The 18,172-nt window shown below is 75.6% G+C and carries 14 protein-coding genes and 2 pseudogenes; 7 read left to right on the top strand and 9 right to left on the bottom strand.

Annotated elements, in window-relative coordinates; genetic code table 11:
- Positions 1-163 precede the first annotated feature (163 nt).
- Positions 164-676 (top strand): EF-hand domain-containing protein, encoded by a 513-nt coding sequence (locus ABEA77_RS32030; protein WP_345655398.1) that lies wholly within the window; start codon positions 164-166, stop codon positions 674-676.
- A 437-nt stretch (positions 677-1,113) separates the two neighbouring features.
- Positions 1,114-1,611, top strand: a complete 498-nt coding sequence (locus ABEA77_RS32025; protein WP_345655396.1) for an ATP-binding protein — start codon at positions 1,114-1,116, stop codon at positions 1,609-1,611.
- 86 nt (positions 1,612-1,697) lie between these two features.
- Here ABEA77_RS32025 and ABEA77_RS32020 read toward each other — a convergent pair whose 3' ends face one another.
- The gene (locus tag ABEA77_RS32020; protein ID WP_345655394.1) at positions 1,698-2,747 is read right to left on the bottom strand and encodes a GlxA family transcriptional regulator; all 1,050 of its coding nucleotides are present in this window, start codon (positions 2,745-2,747) and stop codon (positions 1,698-1,700) included.
- Positions 2,748-2,887: 140 nt separating this feature from the next.
- Here ABEA77_RS32020 and ABEA77_RS32015 point away from each other — a divergent pair, with 140 nt between their 5' ends.
- Positions 2,888-4,144, top strand: a complete 1,257-nt coding sequence (locus tag ABEA77_RS32015) for an MFS transporter (protein ID WP_425588430.1) — start codon at positions 2,888-2,890, stop codon at positions 4,142-4,144.
- Positions 4,145-4,172: 28 nt separating this feature from the next.
- On the opposite strand, the gene ABEA77_RS32010 is transcribed toward ABEA77_RS32015, so the two are convergent.
- The 3 genes from ABEA77_RS32010 to ABEA77_RS32000 all read right to left on the bottom strand — a co-directional run bounded on the left by ABEA77_RS32010 (position 4,173) and on the right by ABEA77_RS32000 (position 7,171).
- A complete protein-coding gene (locus tag ABEA77_RS32010) occupies positions 4,173-5,336 on the bottom strand; it encodes a flavin-containing monooxygenase (protein WP_345655390.1) in 1,164 nt (387 codons plus the stop codon).
- A 151-nt stretch (positions 5,337-5,487) separates the two neighbouring features.
- Positions 5,488-6,213, bottom strand: coding sequence for a pyridoxine/pyridoxamine 5'-phosphate oxidase (locus ABEA77_RS32005; protein ID WP_345655400.1), 726 nt, complete (start codon positions 6,211-6,213; stop codon positions 5,488-5,490).
- Between the two features lie 310 nt (positions 6,214-6,523).
- Positions 6,524-7,171, bottom strand: coding sequence for a TetR family transcriptional regulator (locus ABEA77_RS32000; protein ID WP_345655389.1), 648 nt, complete (start codon positions 7,169-7,171; stop codon positions 6,524-6,526).
- A gap of 363 nt (positions 7,172-7,534) precedes the next feature.
- Here ABEA77_RS32000 and ABEA77_RS31995 point away from each other — a divergent pair.
- Positions 7,535-8,419: pseudogene (locus ABEA77_RS31995) on the top strand (VOC family protein); the annotation flags it as partial.
- 272 nt (positions 8,420-8,691) lie between these two features.
- Positions 8,692-11,190: a protein serine/threonine kinase AfsK gene (gene afsK, locus ABEA77_RS31990; protein WP_345655385.1), complete on the top strand. Its 2,499-nt coding sequence runs from the start codon at positions 8,692-8,694 to the stop codon at positions 11,188-11,190.
- Positions 11,191-11,271: 81 nt separating this feature from the next.
- On the opposite strand, the gene ABEA77_RS31985 is transcribed toward afsK, so the two are convergent.
- Positions 11,272-11,829, bottom strand: coding sequence for a hypothetical protein (locus ABEA77_RS31985; protein ID WP_345655384.1), 558 nt, complete (start codon positions 11,827-11,829; stop codon positions 11,272-11,274).
- Between the two features lie 206 nt (positions 11,830-12,035).
- Between ABEA77_RS31985 and ABEA77_RS31980 the strand changes: the two genes are divergently transcribed.
- Positions 12,036-12,695: a hypothetical protein gene (locus tag ABEA77_RS31980; RefSeq protein WP_345655383.1), complete on the top strand. Its 660-nt coding sequence runs from the start codon at positions 12,036-12,038 to the stop codon at positions 12,693-12,695.
- Positions 12,696-12,865: 170 nt separating this feature from the next.
- On the opposite strand, the gene ABEA77_RS31975 is transcribed toward ABEA77_RS31980, so the two are convergent.
- The 4 genes from ABEA77_RS31975 to ABEA77_RS31960 form a co-directional block, all read right to left on the bottom strand.
- On the bottom strand, positions 12,866-13,057 hold the full coding sequence (locus ABEA77_RS31975; RefSeq protein ID WP_345655382.1) for a sigma-like protein: 192 nt from the start codon (positions 13,055-13,057) through the stop codon (positions 12,866-12,868).
- A gap of 193 nt (positions 13,058-13,250) precedes the next feature.
- Positions 13,251-16,211, bottom strand: coding sequence for an SARP-family global regulator AfsR (afsR, locus tag ABEA77_RS31970; protein ID WP_345655381.1), 2,961 nt, complete (start codon positions 16,209-16,211; stop codon positions 13,251-13,253).
- A 279-nt stretch (positions 16,212-16,490) separates the two neighbouring features.
- The gene (locus tag ABEA77_RS31965) at positions 16,491-17,261 is read right to left on the bottom strand and encodes an alkaline phosphatase family protein (protein WP_425588429.1); all 771 of its coding nucleotides are present in this window, start codon (positions 17,259-17,261) and stop codon (positions 16,491-16,493) included.
- Positions 17,258-17,413: a hypothetical protein gene (locus ABEA77_RS31960; RefSeq protein ID WP_345655377.1), complete on the bottom strand. Its 156-nt coding sequence runs from the start codon at positions 17,411-17,413 to the stop codon at positions 17,258-17,260. Before ABEA77_RS31960 ends, ABEA77_RS31965 begins: the two co-directional genes overlap by 4 nt.
- A gap of 499 nt (positions 17,414-17,912) precedes the next feature.
- Here ABEA77_RS31960 and ABEA77_RS31955 point away from each other — a divergent pair.
- Positions 17,913-18,172: pseudogene (locus tag ABEA77_RS31955) on the top strand (hypothetical protein); the annotation flags it as partial.

Raw genomic sequence — 18,172 nt, 5'->3', positions numbered from 1 at the left:
CCTTGGCTCACAGAAGGACATGGCTACGATCCGACTTGGGGCGTGCCCGCCGCCGCGCCGCGCTTCCCCCGGCCCGCCCCGTGCGCTGCGCGTGCTTCGCCGCGCGGCGCACGGCAGGTGTGCGTGCCCGCCGGGCGGCACCGGCGGGACGTACGCTCCCGCCATGGACAGCGCAGAGTACGAACGGAAGATCACCTCCCGGTTCGCCGCCTTCGACCAGGACCACAACGGCGCCATCGACCGGGAGGAGTTCAGCGGTGCCGCCGCCGCGCTGCTCGCGGAGTTCGGAGTCCGGCCCCGGTCGGACAAGGGCCAGGCGCTCTACGACGGCGCCGAGGCGTTCTGGCAGGGCATGGCGGGGATCGCCGACGTCGACGGCGACCAGCGCGTGACCCGCGAGGAGTTCCTGACCGGCGCCGTCAAGCGGCTGCGCGACAACCCCCGGAGGTTCGCGGAGATCGCCCGCCCCTTCCTGCACGCCGCGATCGCGGTGGCCGACGAGGACGGGCGGGGCGTCACCCCCGCGGCGCTCGGCCGCGCGCTGCGCGTGCTCAACGTGCCGGAGGAGACCGGGGCGCGGGTCGCCGCCGCGCTCGACGGCGACGGGGACGGCCGCATCGGCGAGGACGAACTCCTCACGGCCTTCGCCGACTACTACGTCACCCCGGAACCCTGAGCCGGGGCCTCTGGGTCACCCTGCGTGCCCACGAGGCGCCCGCCGTACGGCCGAAACCGGGATGTGTCCCGGAACCACGTCGTCACGGCCCGGAGTCGCGCGGTCGCTCGGGTACGCTCCGTAAGGTGCGAGACGGTGGGGCGAGGCGGTCCGCGGAGTCGCGACGGCGGCTCCCGGGGACGGCGTGCGCACCGCTCGCACGGCTGAAAGGCGCCGCGCGCGCCCCTGTTCGACTCCGCGCGGCGTGCGTCGCACAGTATGCAGCACGCGTACTCCTTCGCGCTGGAATATGCCCGAAGCGCTTGTTGCGGTGACTGTACGTCAACCATGCTGTCGCGTAAGGGAATCACGGTCCGTGACCCCGATCCCGCCGGTGCGGGTCGAGGTACTTGTCGAGGCGCGAGGCGATGTGTCCGCCGGTTCGGATGGTGTGAACGGTGCAGGTACTTCAGGTGCAGTTGGAGATCGGCGCCGACCCCGCGGAGGTCGGCAGAGCCAGGCGGTGGGTCAGGTCACGGCTCGCCGGTTCCGGGATGGAGCGTGACGAGCCGACCGCGGAGAGCCTCGTCCTGATCGTCTCCGAACTCGTCACCAACGCCGTGGTGCACGCCGGCTGCCCGGCCGTGCTGCGGATACTGTTCGGCCTCGGCGCCGCGGACGCGGGCACCGTACGGGTCGAGGTGGCCGACGAGTGCGCGACGCCGCCGAGCCCGCGGCACGCCCGCGGCGACGACACCGGAGGGCGCGGCCTCGAACTGGTCGACGGGCTCGCCGACCGGTGGGGCTGGCAGCCGGAGGGGGCGGGCAAGCGCGTCTGGTGCGAGGTGGACCGGGGGTCGCGCGGCGCCCGGGGCCGGGCCACGGCGGGGGCCGTCGCGCCGCCCGCCCCGGCCCCCGCGCTGACCGAGCCGTGCGCGCTCGCGCGACCCGCCTGAGGCCCGGCCTGGGGAGGGACCCGCGGGCCCGAGACCGCAGGACCGTGGGCGCGGGACCTCCCGCGTGAGACCTCCCGCGCCCCGGGTCAACCCGGCCCGGCGGGCGCCCCCGTGCGCACACCCGTGCCGGTACGGGCACGGAAGGTGCGCCGGTACGCGGTGGGCGCCACCCCCAGCGCCGCCTGGAGGTGCTGGCGCAGCGACTGGGCCGTGCCGAAGCCGGCTTCCCTCGCCACCTGGTCCACCGTCAGATCGGTCGACTCCAGCAACTGGCGTGCGCGCTCCACGCGTTGCCGTACGAGCCACTGCCCGGGGCTGATCCCCGCCTCCTCCCGGAAGCGCCGGGTGAACGTGCGCACCGACATGGCCTCGCGTTCGGCCATCTCCCGCAGGGTGACCGGCTTGTGGAGCCGGGTGAGCGCCCAGGCGCGGGCCGCCGCCGTGGTCGCCCTGCGGGGCTCGGGCAGCGGGCGCTCGATGTACTGCGCCTGCCCGCCGTCCCTGAACGGCGGCACGACGGTCTGCCGGGCCACCTCGACCGCCGCGGCGGTGCCGTGGTCCCTGCGCACGATGTGCAGGCACAGGTCGATCCCGGCGGCGACACCCGCCGAGGTGAGAATGTCACCGTCGTCCACGAACAGCACGTTCGGGTCGACCCGCACGCGCGGGTAGAGCCGCTGGAACCGGTCGGCGCTGCTCCAGTGCGTGGTGGCGGGCCGCCCGTCGAGCAGCCCCGCCGCGGCGAGCACGAAGCTGCCCGTGCAGATCGAGACCAGCCGCGTGCCCGGCCGTACGCGCGCGAGCGCCGCCGCGATGCCGGGCGGCAGCGTGCCGTCCTCGAACGCCGACCCGATCTCGTACGACGCGGGCACGACGACCGTGTCGGCGGCGGCCAGCGCCTCGGGCCCGTGCTCCACGAGGATCGAGAAGTCGGCGTTCGTACGGACGGGGCCCGGACCCGCGGCCCCGCAGGTCGCCACCGTGTAGAGCCGCTCGCCGGCCGGGCCCCTGGCGCGGCCGAAGATCCGCTGCGGAATGCCGAGTTCGAAGGGGATCACCCCGTCGAGCGCCAGCACGGCGACCCGGTGCGGCACGGGCCCGCGCCCCGGCCGGTCCCCGCCCTCGCTCTCGGTCATGGCCCGATCCTAGCGAACCATGTCCTCCGGGCCACTGGCCGCATACCGTGCGCTTCCGGATGCTGGCTGACGTGAAATTGACGAACAGGGCCGCGCACCCGGCGGCCCCGGAGCGCGGGCGAGCGGGCGCGGGCGCGGCGGTGCGCGGGCGGGTGCACCGGGCGTGGTTCGTGGCGGCGGTGACGTTCGTGACCATCGTCGGCGCCGCGGCGTTCATGTCGCTGCCGGGGCTGCTGATCGATCCGCTGCACGCCGAGTTCGGCTGGTCGCGTGGGACCATCGGCGCCGCGGTCTCCGTCAACCTCGCGCTGTACGGGCTGACCGCCCCGTTCGCCGCCGCGCTCATGGACCGGTTCGGCATCCGCCGGGTCGTCGCCGTCGCGCTCGCCGTCATCGCGGCCGGGTCGCTGCTGACCGTGTGGATGCACGCCGTGTGGCAACTGGTCCTGTACTGGGGCGTGCTGGTCGGCCTCGGCAGCGGCTCGATGGCGCTCGCCTTCGCCGCGACGGTCACCAGCCGCTGGTTCGTGGCCAGGCGCGGCCTGGTCACCGGCATCCTCACCGCGGCCAGCGCCTCAGGGCAGCTGGTCTTCCTGCCGGTGCTCTCGTGGCTCGTCACCCACCACGGCTGGCGGCCCGCCGCGGTCACGGTCGGGCTCTCGGCCGCGGCGGTCGTCCCGCTGGTGCTGCTGCTGATGCGGGACCACCCGGCCGACGTGGGGCAGGCCGCCTACGGCGCCGCCGCGTACGAGGAGAAGCCGCCGCCGGTGGCCGGCGCGGCCCGCCGGGCGCTCGGGGTGCTCGCCTCGGCGGCGCGCACCGGCCCGTTCTGGCTGCTCGCCGGGTCGTTCGCGGTGTGCGGCGCGTCCACCAACGGGCTGGTGAAGACCCACTTCGTGCCCGCGGCGCACGACCACGGACTGCCGGTGACGACGGCCGCCTCGCTGCTCGCGGTGATCGGCGTGTTCGACGTCGTGGGGACGGTCGCCTCCGGGTGGTTCACCGACCGGCTCGACGCCCGGCGGCTGCTCGCCGTCTACTACGCGCTGCGCGGCGTCTCCCTGATGTTCCTGCCCATGCTGCTCGGCCCGTCGCTGCACCCGACGATGCTGTTCTTCGTCGTCTTCTACGGGCTCGACTGGGTCGCCACCGTGCCGCCGACGATCGCCCTGTGCCGTGAGCACTTCGGCGAGGACAGCTCCATCGTCTTCGGCTGGGTGCTCGCCGCGCACCAGGTCGGCGCCGCGGTGGTCGCCTGGGCCGGCGGCGTGGCCCGCGACGTGTTCGGCTCGTACGACGTGGTCTGGTACGCGGCGGGCGCGCTCTGCGCGCTCGCCGCGCTGATGGCGCTCGTCGTGCGCCGCGCGGCGCCGCGGCCGCTCGCCGCGGCGGCGTGACACCGTGGCCGCGCGCCGGACGCCTTCGTCAGCGGCCGCGCGCCACCGCCCGCGCCACCACCGGTGCCGTACGGGCCAGTTCGCGCAGCGTGCCGCTCAACGGGGTGGTGTAGCCGAGGAAGTGGAGGCCGGGCGCGGCCGGACCCCGCCGCGGCGGGCGGCCGTCTGGCCCCAGCACGCCCAGGCCGCCCACGAGGGGTCCGAGGCCCCGCTCGTACCCGGTCGCCGCGACGACGGCCTCGGGCGTGACCCGGGTGCCGTCCGCGAGCACCACCTTGTCGCCGTCGAACGACTCGACCGCGGCGACGGGTTCGACCCGCCCCTCCCGTACCGCCCGCACCAGGCCCACGTCCTGCACCGGGATCGCGCCCTCGCGCGCCCGTGTCGCGAGCCCCTTCTCCGGACGGCCGATGCCGGGCGCCTTCAGCGTCACGCCCCTGGCCGCCCGGTCCACCAGCGCGGCCGGCAGACGGCGGAAGAGGATGCCGCTGCCCTGCGAGGGCCAGCCGAGCGTCGAGCGCCGCAGGATGTGCGGGGGAGTCCTGACCGCGAGCCGCACCCGGGCCGCGCCGCCCTCCGCGAGGTCCACCGCGATCTCGGCGCCCGTGTTGCCCGCGCCCACCACCAGCACGTCGCGGCCCCGGTACGGCACCGGGTCGCGGTAGTCACCGGCGTGCAGCAACTCCCCGGTGTAGGAGCCGAGTCCGGGCCAGTCCGGCACCCGTGGCGTGTGGTTGAAGCCCGTCGCCACCACCACGGCGCGCGCCCGCAGCTCCCGGCCGCCGGTGCCGCGCAGCAGCCAACGGGCCCCGTCGGCGGGCCCGTCGGCCGCCGGGCCGGCCGCCAGCGGCTCGACGCGGGTCACCTCGACGCCCGTCACGACGTCCAGGTCGTGGACGCGGGCGTACCGCTCCAGATACGCGACGAAGCGGTCACGCGGCACCCACCGGCCGGAGGACCGGGGTATCCGCAGCCCCGGCAGGGACGACCAGCGCCGCGTGGTGTGCAGGTGCAACCGGTCGTAGTGGCCGCGCCAGGAGGCCCCGACGGCGTCGGACTTCTCCAGCACCACCGTCCGTATCCCGCGCCCCCGCAGCGCCGCCGCCACCGCCAACCCCCCTGGACCGGCCCCGATCACGTAGACGGGCGGTTCGTTCGCGGTGCCGTGCGGGGCAGTTGTGTGGTCGGACATGACAGAAAGTTCTCATCTCGGGCCCGCCCGGCGGGTCTCACTTGCATATCGGTCGCGATCTGAATCGGTTTCGAGGAGATTTCCCCCACGGAAGCTCCATACACACGGCGGCAGGACACGCCCCGCCCGAGGCGGCCCGCGCGGCGCGGGATCAGGGCCAGAGGAGGTCCCGCGCCCAGGTGTCGGCGGCGGGCGCGCTGCGGCGGTAGCGGACGCGTACGTGTCGGCGCGCGGCGTCGCCCTGGAAGAACTCGGCCTCGTCGGGCACCACCACATAGCCGGTCCAGGTGGGGGCCTGCGCGGCCGGCTCGCTCTCCGCGCGGCGCCACGCGGCCTCGTAGGCGCGGTCCAGCGCCGCAGGCGAGTCCAGCACGTCGCTCTGCCGGCCCGCGAGCGCGGCGGCGAGGGCGCCCGTCGAGCGGGCGTGCAGGTCGGCGCTTGTCTCCTCGGCGTCGGCCGGGACGACGGGGCCGCGCAGCCGGACGGCGCGCGCCTGCGTGTGCCAGTAGAAGGTGAGCGCGGCGAACGGCACCGCCGCGAGCTGGCGGCCCTTGCGGCTGGTGGAGTGGGTGGCGAAGTGCCAGCCGCGGTCGTCGGCCTCGTGCAGCATCACCGTGCGCACGTCGGGCCGCCCCTCGGCGTCCGCGGTGGCGAGGGCCATGGTGTGCGGCTCGGGCTGGCCGGCGGCGACGGCGTCGGCGAACCACCGGTGGAACAGCGGCAGCGGACTGCCGGGAGCGTCGGAGGGATCGAAGGCGGGGAGCCCCAAGTCCCCGGTGTCCCACACGCGTTGCCGCCGCAGCAGGGCGCGGAACCGGACAGCCGCGTCGGCGGCTGTCTCCTCGGACCCCGCGCATTCCGGAACGCTGTCGTCCATGGGCATGCCTCTTATTCAACCGTGCGCGCGGCCCGGCGCGTCGACCGGTGAGCGCCGCCGGCCCATTCCCGGTGCGCGCGGCCGGTCCATTCGCCCTCCGCCGGGCGGGGGCGTCCCTTTTCCTGCGGGTGCGGACCGCCGCTCATTCGACCGTGTACGCGTCCGTTCCGTACGGCGGGCCGACGGGGGCCAAGGGGCGGCGACCCCGTCGGCGTAACAGGACGCACCACGGCGCACAGCGGGCGTCGTGCCGGGAGAACGCGGAAAAGCGGGTCGGGGAAACGGGGTAGCGCACAGCACGGCGCGGGAATTACCGCGTCGGTTTCCTGCCCGTCACCCCGAGATGGACCAGAAGCGCCAGATTCGGCTTGAGGTCGGCCTGTTTCACGCCCCAGCTCTGAAAGCCCTTCTGGTGCGAGGCGACCGCCGAGAGCATCACGACGAGTGATCCCGCGATCGCCGCCGGTACGACTTCCTTGTCGACGCGGCCCTTCGCCTGAAGTTCCTTCACCGAATCCGTGAGGGAGTTGGTGATCGAGTTGAGGATCTTCATGCGGATCTTGGAGAACCGTTTGTCCCCTTCCGCGTCACCGAGGTCGATGACGCGCAGAATCGCGTCGTGTCTGCGCCAGAAGTCGAGGAATCCGTCGACCAGTTCCTCCGCCGACTGCCAGCCCGCGCGCCCGGTCCAGGAGCGCCCGGCGACGAGTTCCGTCAGCCCGGTGCTCTCCCTGGCCATTTCCTCCGCGAGCTCCAGCACGGCCCCTTCCACATCGGGGAAGTACTGGTAGAACGTCGCGGGAGAAGTGCCCGCCTTCCGGGCCACGTCGATGACTTTGACGTCCCGGTACGGCGAGGAGCTGAGCATCTCGCTGAGGCAGTCGAGCAGCTTCTGCCGCGTCGCCTGTCCGCGTCGACCGGCCACGCGGCCGTCGACCGTTCGTACTTGTCCTGTCATGCCGTCAGCTTACCGACGAGGGATCGGCGCGCGATTTGGCCGACTGCAAATGGGGACATCCGCGGGGTACGCCGGGTGTTCCGGGCGCTCCTTCCGTGCGGCATGAACATCTGGCACATTCCCATTGTGGTGATGCCGTGCACCGCGTCGCGCCGCCTTGCGCCCGCCTATAGCGGCACCCGTATGTCGCCCTTCCGGGAAACTCGTCTTGACCGGGTCAATTGTTCCATTCCCCGCGCTGCGGACCCGGCGTTCAGCCATTAGCTTTGCGGGAGGGCGCCGCGGGAGAGCCGCGCGCCGCAGCCGTGCGGGAGGCGCCCGGAGCCGCGCGCCGCGGACACACGAGGGTTCGGGAGGTGGGCCGTGGCCGCATTCACCGAGGGCACACCGTGCTGGCTCGACGTGTCGCTGCCCGACCTCGAAGCGGGCAAGAGGTTCTACGGCGGCCTGTTCGGCTGGACCTTCGGCCCGGGTCCCGAGCCGTACGGGAACACCGCGTGCGCGACCGCGTACAGCGGCGGCAGCCGGGTCGCCGCCCTCGTCGCCAAGCGCGACGGCCGGATGCCCACCGCGTGGGGCGTGTACTTCGCGACCCCGGACGCCGCGGAAGCCGCCCGCAGGGTCCGCGCGGCCGGCGGCAGCATGGTGCGGGAGCCGGTGGCGGCCGGGCGGCACGGCGTGGTGGCGCTCGCCGCCGACCCCGGCGGCGCGGTGTTCGGGCTCTGGCAGCCCGCGGAGGACGCGGAGGCCGAGGCCGTGGACACCGCGGGCGGCGGGGCTGACGTCGTGCGCGGCGAGGCCGTACGGGCCGGGGGTGCCGGCGGCGGTCCCGGCGGGTCAGGCGGCGGCGTCGGGTTCGGGCAACGGGGCCGGCCGGGCTCGTTCTGCTGGACCGAGGTCTACACGCGGCTGCCCGAACCGGTCGACGCGTTCTACGAGCGGGTGCTGCGCGTCAGCGGCAGCGACGTGCCGGGCCTGCCGGGCGAGACCGTGCCGTTTCGCATGTGGTCCCCGAAGGGCGCGACGCCGGGGCCCGCCTCCGCGGTCGCAGGGCGCAGCGTGATGACGGACGCGTTCCCGGCCGCGCTGCCCGGCCACTTCCTGAACTACTTCTCCGTCGCCGACTGCGACGCCGCCACCTCGGCCGCTGTGCGCCTCGGCGGCCGGGTACGCCACGAGCCCTTCGACATCCCGTACGGGCGGATGGCGGTCCTCACCGACGACCAGGGCGCGGACTTCGGCGTCCTGGCCGACCCGGACGAGGAGGCGGGCGGCGATGACGGCCCCGGGGGCCCGCCGGACCCGTCGGACGAGGCGGCCACGGCGGACGCGGCGGGCGGCGCGGGCCGCGGGCGGGACGGCGCGGGCGAAGAGTAGGGGCCCGCGGCGCCCGGCGGGGGCGTACGCGGCGACACACGCACCCGTTGCGCACCCCGGTTCGCAACGCGGCCCCCGTACAGGAACAATCGGGTGCGACGAGGCCGTACCTTTGTGGCCCGTACGGGGAGGTGGCACGCACGGTGGAGCAGCTGACACAGCACGACCCGAGACGTATCGGACCGTTCGAGGTACTGCGCAGGCTCGGCGCGGGGGGCATGGGGCTCGTCTACCTCGCGCGGTCGGCGTCGGGGCGCCGTGTCGCGATCAAGACGGTGCGCACCGAGCTCGCCGAGGACCAGCTGTTCCGCGTCCGCTTCACCCGCGAGGTGGAGGCGGCCCGCGCCGTCAGCGGCTTCTACACCGCGGCCGTGGTCGACGCCGACCCGCGCGCCGCCGTGCCGTGGCTGGCCACCGCCTACGTGCCCGCGCCCTCCCTTGAGGAGATCGTCGGCGAGTGCGGCCCGATGCCCGTGCAGGCGGTCCGCTGGCTCGCCGCGGGCATCGCAGAGGCCCTCCAGTCCATCCACGCGGCCCACCTGGTGCACCGCGACCTCAAGCCGTCGAACGTCCTCGTCGTCGAGGACGGGCCCCGCGTGATCGACTTCGGCATCGCGTCCGGGGTCTCCAACACCCGCCTGACCATGACCAACGTCGCCGTCGGCACCCCCGCCTACATGTCGCCCGAGCAGGCGCGCGACTCGCGCAGCGTGACCGGCGCGAGCGACGTCTTCTCCCTCGGCTCCACCCTGGTGTACGCAGCGACGGGGCACGCGCCCTTCCACGGCGCCAACCCGGTCGAGACCGTCTTCATGCTGCTGCGCGAGGGCCCCGACCTGACGGGCCTGCCGGACGAGCTGCGCCCGCTGATCGAGTCGTGCATGGCGATGAACGCCGAGCAGCGGCCCACCCCGGCCGACCTCCAGGCGCAGCTCGCGCCCTACCTCTTCTCGGCCGAGGGAGACGACACCGGCACGGTCTCCGCGTGGCTGCCCGACTCGGCCGTCGAGATGATCGCCCGCCGCCAGAACGAGGGGCACAAGCCCTGGTCGCCGCCGGGCGGCGGCCGGCAGGCCGCGGGCGCGGGCAGGCCGGCGCAGGGCCACGCGGGCCGGCCCGCCGCCGTGCCGCCGATGCCGTCACGGCCGCCCGCGCCCGGCCCCTACCGGCCGGCGGCGACCGGAGCGCAGCCGCAGGGCGGGCACGCGGGGGCGCCGCAGGGCCGCCCGTACGGCAGCGGGGGCCGGCTCCTAGCGCAGCAGCCGGCCGCGGGCGGCGGCGCGTACACGGTGCGGCGGCCGGACCCCGCGGGCGACTCCGGCGGGCCCGTGCGGCTCGGCACCTCGCCCGTGCCGATCGGCCCGCGGGCGCCCGCGGCCGCCGCGGCGCCCGCGCCCGCGGCCGAGGCGGGCGCGGCCACCGGCTGGATCGTGCCGCCCGCGGGCCTGACAGGCGCCGCGCCCGCGGGTCCGCCGGTGCCGGCCCCGCCGCCCGCGCCGGAGGCGGACGGCGGCCGGCCGCACTGGCGGCCCTGGCGCTTCCGCATGTCGAACGACGTGTGGGGCACGCCCGTCGTCGTCGACGACCTGCTGTACGTGACGTCCTTCGAGGTCCACGCGCTGGACGTGGGCACGGGCAGGCGCCAGTTCAAGACCAGGGACGTCGCCTGGGCGATGGCCGTGGCGGGTGGCCGCATCCACGCGTCCGACGGCCCGACGCTGTACGCGCTCGACGCGCAGGACGGCACCGAGCGCTGGCGGTTGCGCACCGACGCCTGGGTGTACTCGCTCAAGGTCGACCGCGGCACGGTCGTCACGGGCACCCGCGGCGGCGGCGTGCAGGCGTGGGAGGCGTCCAACGGCGAGAAGCTGTGGGAGCTCTCCGGCGCGCAGACCGAGTTCGAGACGCCGGAGGCGGGCCCCGCGGTCCACGACGGCACGGTCTACGTGTGGAAGGACGCGAGGCTGCGGGCGCTCGACGCGCGCACCGGCGCCGAGCGCTGGTCGTACCCGGTGGGCGACGGCGCGTCCTGCGGCGGCGTGCCGGTGCGGATCACGCCCGCGCAGGACGGCAGGCTGTACGTCGCGGCGGGCACGCGCGTGCTTTCCGTGGACATCGCGGGCGGCCATGTGCGCTGGCACTTCGAGGCGCCCGCCGTCTTCCTCTCGCCGCCCGCCTTCGCGCCGGGGCCCGCCGTCGCGGGCGGCGGCGTCTACCTCGCCGACTACCTCGGCACCGTGTACGCGCTCGACGCCGCCACCGGCAAGGACCGCTGGCGCATCGCCACCGAGTCCCGGGCCTCGGTGGAGCCGGTGCTCGTCGCCGGCGGCAACGTCCACGTCGGCAGCGGTGCAGCCGTCTACACCCTGGACGCCGTCGCGGGCACCCCGAAGTGGCGGTTCGCCGCGGGCGGCGACATCATCGGCGCCCCGGCCGTCGCGGACGGCAGGCTGCACTTCGGCTCCGCCGACCACGTGCTGTACACGCTCGACGCGGGCGAGGGCCAGCTGCGCTGGAAGCTGGCGACCGGCGGGGAGATCACCGGCTCCCCGGTCGCCGAGCGCGGCGTCGTGTACGCGTGCAGCAAGGACCGCTGCGTGTACGCGCTGGACGCCCGCAAGGGCACGGCGACGGGCCGCTGACGCCCCTGCGGGCGGGCGCGCCCTCCGCGCGCTCTCCGGAGCGCGCCCCCCGGGGCCGGGTCAGCGGCCCCCGGGGCCGGGTCAGCGGCCGTACGGGCCCGGGTCCCCTGGGCCGCCGGGGCGGTCGTCGTACCACTCGCCGTCGCCCCCGGCCCCCGGGTGGCCCGCGCCGTACGCCCCGTAGCCGTCGCCCTCGGGGCCGCGGGCGGGCTCGACGCGGCGCCGGCGCCCGCGCATCACCACGGCGGCGAGCAGCAGTGCGATCCCGCCGCCCGCGCTGTACGCGACGCCGGGGCCGAGCCCCGAGCCGTCGCCTTCGATGACGAGGCTGCCGGCCGCCTGCCCCTGCCGGACCATCCACAGCACGGTGAAGCCGATGACGACCAGGCCCGCGAACGCCACCAGCGTCCGCGAGCGCAGGGCGAGCCCGATCAGCGTCAGCAGCGCGGCGAACGCGAAGGGCGCCACCACAGAGGCCCACACGCCGGTGCCCGCCCCCGTGACGCCCCGGGCCTCGAAGAGTTCCGCGATCCTGTAGTGGCGGCCCTGGCGCCCGTCGTACCAGGCGAGGAACGGCCCGAGCACGGCCGCGGCCGCCCCGGCCAGGGCGATGATCCCGCCGATGACATTGCGTACCACCGTCGGCCTCCTTCAGGCGATGCGGCCCTCCTTCGACGCTACGCCGCGTCACCGGGAACCGCCACGGTGTGCCGTACGTCCTTGGCAGGGGTCCCGGCCTGATGGTCAGGTATCCGGGAAACGGGAAACGAGAACGCAGCGGACCCGGCGGTAGGCGGCCGGGGCGGTCCCGGGGGCGGAGGCCCCCGGGCTACGGGGGAGGCGCGGTGCGCATCAGACAGCGGGCGAAGGTCGTCGCGGTGGCGGGGGTGGTGGTGCTCGCGCTGACGGGCTTCTCCCGACACGGCAGTCACAGTCACAGCCACAGTCACAGCCACTACGGCTCGGGCGGCGGGGGCGGCTGCTCAGGACCGTCCCACACGAGCAGCAGCGGCACCTCGGGCGGCGGCTCGGGATCCTCGTCAGGCAGCTCGTACGACTCCGATTCCGGTTCCGACGCCTCCTACGGTTCGGGCAGCTCGGGCAGCTCTTACGGCGACGGCTCCGGCAGCGGCTCGGCCACGCCCGCGCGCGGCTCCAGCGGCTACGGCTACCGCACCCGGCCCACGCACCAGGCCACCGCCGGCTCCTCGCAGAGCGGGCACACCCCGCGGGCCACCGCACGCAGCATGGCCTGCGCGTCGCCCGCGGCGGGCGGCCGCAAGGCCGTCACGTCCTCGAAGGTCGAGGTCACCGCCGCGCGGTCCAACGGGAGCGCGGCGACCTTCGAGGTCGACGTCGTCTTCAAGGACGCGGCCGGTACTTCCGTGGACATCGGCTCGGCCTCCGTCCGGCTCGTGCCCGGCGCGAGCCGGACCGTCACGGTACCGATGAACACCCCGTCAGACGTCGGCACCGTCGCCACCTGCGAGCCCTCGGTGCTGTAGCCGCACGGCGCTCCACCACACGCACGGGCAGGGCCCGCGCCGACCGGCGCGGGCCCTGCCCGTTCTCGTCCCCCGTGAGTCCCGCCACGGCCGCGACGGCCTCCCCTCCGGGCCGCCGCGGCCGTGCCCCCCGCTCGCTCGGGGCGGTCATTCCCCGTGTCCGCCACGCCTCAGGGGGCGTGGCTGTCCAGAGGCTTGATCGGAGGCCCGTCGGCGGGCTCCGAGCCCGCGTGGCTGTCGAGCGTCGTGACCTCGTCGGCCGCGGCGTCGGCGTCCTTCGCGGCGGCCTTCCCGTCGGCCGGCGGCGCGGGTGCGTGGCTGTCGAGGGTGGTGATCTCCTCGTCCTTCTTCGCTTCGCTCATGCTGGCGTGCTCCTGGCTCTCGGACGTCTCCTGTCGAGGGCGGCGCACGCCCGGTGCCTCCCCCGTGCCGCACCGGGCGAGCGCCTTGACGACCCCCCCATCCCCCGTGCGGTGGGTCGCCGTTGGGTTGAGCATGCCAGGAGGCGCTAAACGTTCGATGAACGGCCCCGGGCACCCGCGGCGCGCGTGCGCCTCAGGCGGCCAGCGGTGTGAGCAGGGCGCGTACCTCCGCCGCCTCGTCCGCGTCGGCCGCCTCGTAGAGGGCGAGGGCCTCCTGCCAGCACGCCCGTGCGCGTTCCGCCTGCCCGAGGGCGTCAAGTGCCTTGCCCAGCACCGTGAGGATGTTGGCCCGCATCCACTCGCCGCCGATGAAGCCGAGCGTGAGGGCCTGTTCGGCGAACCTCGCCGCGAGCGGGGGTCTTCTGGCGGCCAGGTGCACCTGGGCGATGCGGAAGTGCGTCGTGCCCTGCCACAGCCGCTGCCGGTTCTCCTCGAAGATGTTCAGCGCCTCGTTGAACTCCTTGAGCGCCTCGACGTGCTTGCCGCCGTGGGCGAACGCGATGCCCAGCGCGAAGCGCGCGTTCGCCAGGCGGAGCGTCAAACCGAGGTCGTCGTAGATCGCCATGCCGCTGCGGACGAGGGCGATCGCCTCCTCGGTCCTGTCCATGGAGACCAGCACGCGCGACAGGTTGCACAGGGCGCTGGCCTCGCCGGGCGCGTTGCCGTCCCCGCGGAAGGCGTCGATCGCTTCGAGCAGGTGCAACTCCCCGTCGCGGAAACGCCCCTGGCACAGGGCGACGATGCCGCGCTCGTTCGCCGCGTTGCAGTGCGTCCAGACGTCCCGGGCCGCCTCGCGCAGCGCGACCGCGCGGCGTGCCTCGTCGTCCGCCGCGTCGAACCGGCCCGCCTTGATGTACACCTGCGTCAGCGTCGTGCGGGCCCGGCCCTCCGCGTGCGCGTCGCCGGCCGTGTGCGCGGCGTCCCGCGCGGCCAGGGCCGCCACCTCGTAGGCGCGCGAGTTGGCGCCGGACTCCGAGAGGTCCTTGGCCGCGAGCAGCAGGTCCACGGCGCGCCGCAGCAGCGCGGGCTGGGCGAGCGACTGCCGCCCACAGGCCAGGATCGACGCGGCCTCCGCGTACAGCCAGTCCAGGGCCTCCGCCCGCGACGAGAAGGACAGGCCCGTGTGGCGTGCGGGCTCCAGATGGGCGACGGTGCGGTCGCCGGGCCGCTCCATCCCGTACACCCGGGACGCCGTCGCCAGATAGAAGTCGAGCAGCCGCTCCAGCGCCTCGCGCCGCCTGGCCGGGGGGTGTTCGTCGCGTTCCGCGCACGCACGCGCGTAGAGCCGCACGAGGTCGTGGAAGCGGTAGCGGCCCGGAGCCGCGGATTCGAGCAGCGAGGTGTCGACGAGCGATTCGAGCAGGTCCTCGGTCTGGTCGGCGGGCAGGTCGAGGACGGCGGCCGCGGCGGCCAGCGAGATGTCGGGGCCGTCCGCGAGGCCCAGAAGCCGGAACGCGCGCGACTGCGCGGGCTCCAACTGCCCGTAGCCCAGCTCGAAGGTGGCCTTCACCGCCAGGTCGCCCGCCTGGAGCTCGTCCAGCCTGCGCCGCTCGTCCGCGAGCTTCGACGCGAGCACCGAGACCGTCCAGGTGCGGCGCGCGGCCAGCCGGGACGCGGCGATCCGGATCGCGAGCGGCAGGAAACCGCAGGCCGCGACGACGTCGAGGGCCGCCTCCCGCTCCGACCGCACCCGCTCGACGCCGACGATCCTGGTGAAGAGGTCGAGCGCCTCGGCAGGGGACATCACGTCCAGGTCGACGAGGTGCGCACCCGCCAGGTCCACCATCCGCGTCCGGCCCGTGATCAGGGCCGCGCAGCCCGTGGTGCCCGGCAGCAGGGGCCGCACCTGCGCGGCGTCGCGCGCGTTGTCCAGCAGGATCAGCACCCGGCGGCCGTCGAGGGTGGAGCGGTACAGCGCGGCCCGCTCCTCCAGGGTCTCGGGCACCGAGCGGTCCGGGGTGCCGAGCGCCCGCAGGAACGAGCCGAGGACCGTCGCAGGGTCGGCCGCCGCGGCCGAGGAGCCCTGGAGGTCCACATAGAGCTGCCCGTCGGGGAAGTGCGGGCGCGCGGCGTGCGCCACGTGCACGGCGAGAGTCGTCTTGCCGACGCCGCCGATGCCGGCGAGCGCGGAGACGGCCATCACCGAGCCCTCGGAGAGCGCGAGCAGCTCGCCCAGCTCCGCGACGAACGCCGCACGGCCGGTGAAGTCCGGCACGGTGGCGGGCAGTTGCGCGGGCCGCGGGGCCGCGAGGTCGGGCACGCCCTGGAGGGCGACGGGGCGTGCGAGCTCCTCGTCCGCGGTGAGGATGGCGTGCTGGAGCTCCGTCAGCTCGGGCCGCGGGTCGACGCCGAGCTCCTCGGCGAGCAGCTGCCGGGTGTCGGTGTAGACGGCCAGCGCCTCGGCCTGGCGGCCGCTGCGGTACAGGGCGAGCATCAGCAGCTCCCGCAGCCGCTCGCGCAGGGGGTGCGCGGCGGTGAGCGCGGTCAGCTCGGACACGGCCTCCGCGTGGGAGCCGAGCTCCAGGTCGAGGTCGAGGCGCTGCTCGACGAGGCCGAGCCGCCACTCTCCGAGGCGGACGCGCTGTGTCTCGGAGAACGGGCCAGGCAGGTGCGCGAGCGGCTCCCCGTCCCACAGGCCGAGCGACTGTTCGAGCAGGGCGCGGGCGCCGCGCCTGTCGCCCGCGGCGCGCGCCTTCTCCGCCTTCGCGGCGAGGTCGTGCGCGACCTGGAGGTCGAGCGCGCCGTCCGGGGTGCGCATGGCGTAGCCGCCGGCCTCGCTGACGAGGGCGCCGGGACCGAGGACCTTCCGCAGCCGGGAGGCGTACGTGCGGACGGCGGCGAGCGCGCGGGCGGGAGGTTCCTCCCACAGCGCGTCGATCAGTTCGGCCGCCGTGGCGGTACGCCCCTCGCGCAGCAGCAGCGCGGCGAGCATGGCGCGCTGCTGCGGGGAGCCCGGCGGCAGCGCCTCGCCGTCGCTCCACGCGCGGACCGGGCCGAGCACGCTGAAGCGCAGCCGCCGGCCCCCGTCGGCCCCCTGGGCCGTCGCCGCCGGAATCCGCTGCCCCGGTACGCGTGGCCCGTTGTCACGGTCCATCGTTTCCCCCTCGCCCCCCGCTGGCGGTTTCACTGTTTTGACAGTCTGCCTTGTTCCGGGCGGGTGCGTCAGCCACGGGTGCCGGTCTGCACAATGCCTCAACACGCCGGGCGGACCCGCGGCACCGGGCCCGCGGCGGCCGGGGGCGAGGCCTTGGGGCGGCGGGTGCGGGTGCGGCCGGCGGGGCCGTACGGGAGCGTGCGGCGGGGAGCGCGGGGCGGTACGGGAGCGTGGGGCGGAGAGGGGGCCGGGGCGGGGAGGGGCCGGGGGAGCGGCCCCCTAAGACGACCGGATCGGGGGACGCCGGGTTCCCGGCCCCGCCCTGCCCGCGGCCCTGTCACCCGGGTCTTGCCCGCGGCCCGCGACCCCGCGACCCGATGCCGGGTCGCCGGGCCGTGGGGGCGCAGCCGGGGTGCCGGGCCGCGGGGGCGCGGCGGGGCCGCGGGGCCGTGCGTCAGGAGATGTGCGGGCGCCTGCCCGGCTCCTGCCGGGGGAGGCGCTGGCCCGCCGTGGGCGGTTTCGGCAGGGCAGTCGGCTGCCCTGGTAGCGGGAGAGGTTGTACTGCCCGTTGGTGCCGGGCAGCAGCGGTGCCTTCCGCGTCCCGTCGCCGAAGCGGAAGGCCGACGTCAGGTCGCCGGCCTTCCGCCTGCGCCACGCCGAGATGTTGGGCTCCCTGACGCCGGTGACCTCCTCAGGGAAGCGCAGTTGCGAGGTGTGGTCGAACAGCTCGGAGCAGACCCAGCCGCCCGCCGTCCACGGCGAGACGACGATCGCGGACACCCGGAAGCCGAGGCCCACGGGCAGACCGGCGCCGTCCACGCCGGTCGGGGAGGTCTTGGTGACGAACGCGTCGGGCGTCCCCGCGGGCGGCGTCGGCGGGGCGCCGTGGTCGAACATGCCGTCGTTCTCGTCGTACGACAGGATGAACACGGTCTTCGCCCACACGTCCGGGTTGGCGGCGATGGCGTCGATCACGCCCGCCACGAAGGTCGCGCCGCGGCCGGGGAGCCCGCAGGGTGCTCGTCGAAGCCGGCGGGCGGCAGCAGTCAGCTCACCGTGGGGAGGCGGCTGTTGAGCGCGTCGTACTCGAACTGCCCGATGGGCGAGGCCGCCGTCGCGCCGTCGTACAGCGGGTCGCCCTCGTCCGCGTCGAAGTACCGCGCGATGTGCTGGAGCGCGGGCAGCCCCGTCGCGCCGTTCACCGGGGTCCTTTCGAAGCGGTGCGCGCGGGGGCTCCGCCACGGTCGCGCCGTCAGGTTGCCGGGGCCACGGGTCCCCGAACGGCCGTGGCGTGAAGAGTGGTTGAAGCCGCGCGTGGGTGCCTGGACAACTCCGGGGCCGCGCCCTCAGGGCGTCGCCGCACGACGGCCCCTGAGCCATGCGCCGGCCGCCTGACGGGTGGCAGGGTGCGCGGGCGGCAGGGGGCGCGGACGGGGCGGGGGCACGAACGGGCGGCACGGTACGGATGAGCGGCGGGGCAGGGAAGCCCGGCAGGGCACGGACGGGTGCGGGCCGTACGGGGGGCGACCGCCCGGCGGCGGCCCGCCCCTCGCAGGAGGGGCCGGGTACGGCCGGCAGGGTGAGGCTGTGGCCGCCCCCGGGCGGCGGGCGGGCGCGGGGGGTAGCAGATGCGGTTGACGTGGTGTGAGGGACCCTCCCCCGCCCGGCGGAACCCCAAGGACCGACCAGAGGTGAGCTGCCATGCCCGTACGTCCCGCACACCCCCCGCACCCCGTACGCCCCGTACGCCCCGTACGGGCCGGAGGTCGGCCCCGGCCCCGGCGCCGCGCCCGGCGCACCGCGGGCCGGGTGGCGCTGGCCGCCGCGGCCCTGACGGCCGCCGCGCTCTGCGGGGTGTGCGGATGCGGAGCCGCCGGGCATCCGGTGGCGCCCGGCGGCCACGCGCGCGCGGCATCGCCCGCGGTGGGCGCGGCCGAGGAGCCCGCGGACCGGCACCTCGC

It is taken from the genome of Streptomyces tremellae, from assembly GCF_039540215.1.
Classification (GTDB): Bacteria; Actinomycetota; Actinomycetes; order Streptomycetales; family Streptomycetaceae; genus Streptomyces; species Streptomyces tremellae.
The sequence above is the reverse complement of the archived record's forward strand: the minus strand, read 5'-3'. Positions and strand labels throughout refer to the sequence as shown.

Bases quoted from the DNA above. Each gene is read 5' to 3' on its own strand.
- ABEA77_RS32030 (WP_345655398.1), top strand. From the start codon at position 164: ATGGACAGCGCAGAGTACGAACGGAAGATCACCTCCCGGTTCGCCGCC.
- ABEA77_RS32020 (WP_345655394.1), bottom strand. From the start codon at position 2,747: ATGACCGAGAGCGAGGGCGGGGACCGGCCGGGGCGCGGGCCCGTGCCG.
- ABEA77_RS32010 (WP_345655390.1), bottom strand. From the start codon at position 5,336: ATGTCCGACCACACAACTGCCCCGCACGGCACCGCGAACGAACCGCCC.
- ABEA77_RS32005 (WP_345655400.1), bottom strand. From the start codon at position 6,213: ATGGACGACAGCGTTCCGGAATGCGCGGGGTCCGAGGAGACAGCCGCC.
- ABEA77_RS32000 (WP_345655389.1), bottom strand. From the start codon at position 7,171: ATGACAGGACAAGTACGAACGGTCGACGGCCGCGTGGCCGGTCGACGC.
- ABEA77_RS31975 (WP_345655382.1), bottom strand. From the start codon at position 13,057: ATGAGCGAAGCGAAGAAGGACGAGGAGATCACCACCCTCGACAGCCAC.
- afsR (WP_345655381.1), bottom strand. From the start codon at position 16,211: ATGGACCGTGACAACGGGCCACGCGTACCGGGGCAGCGGATTCCGGCG.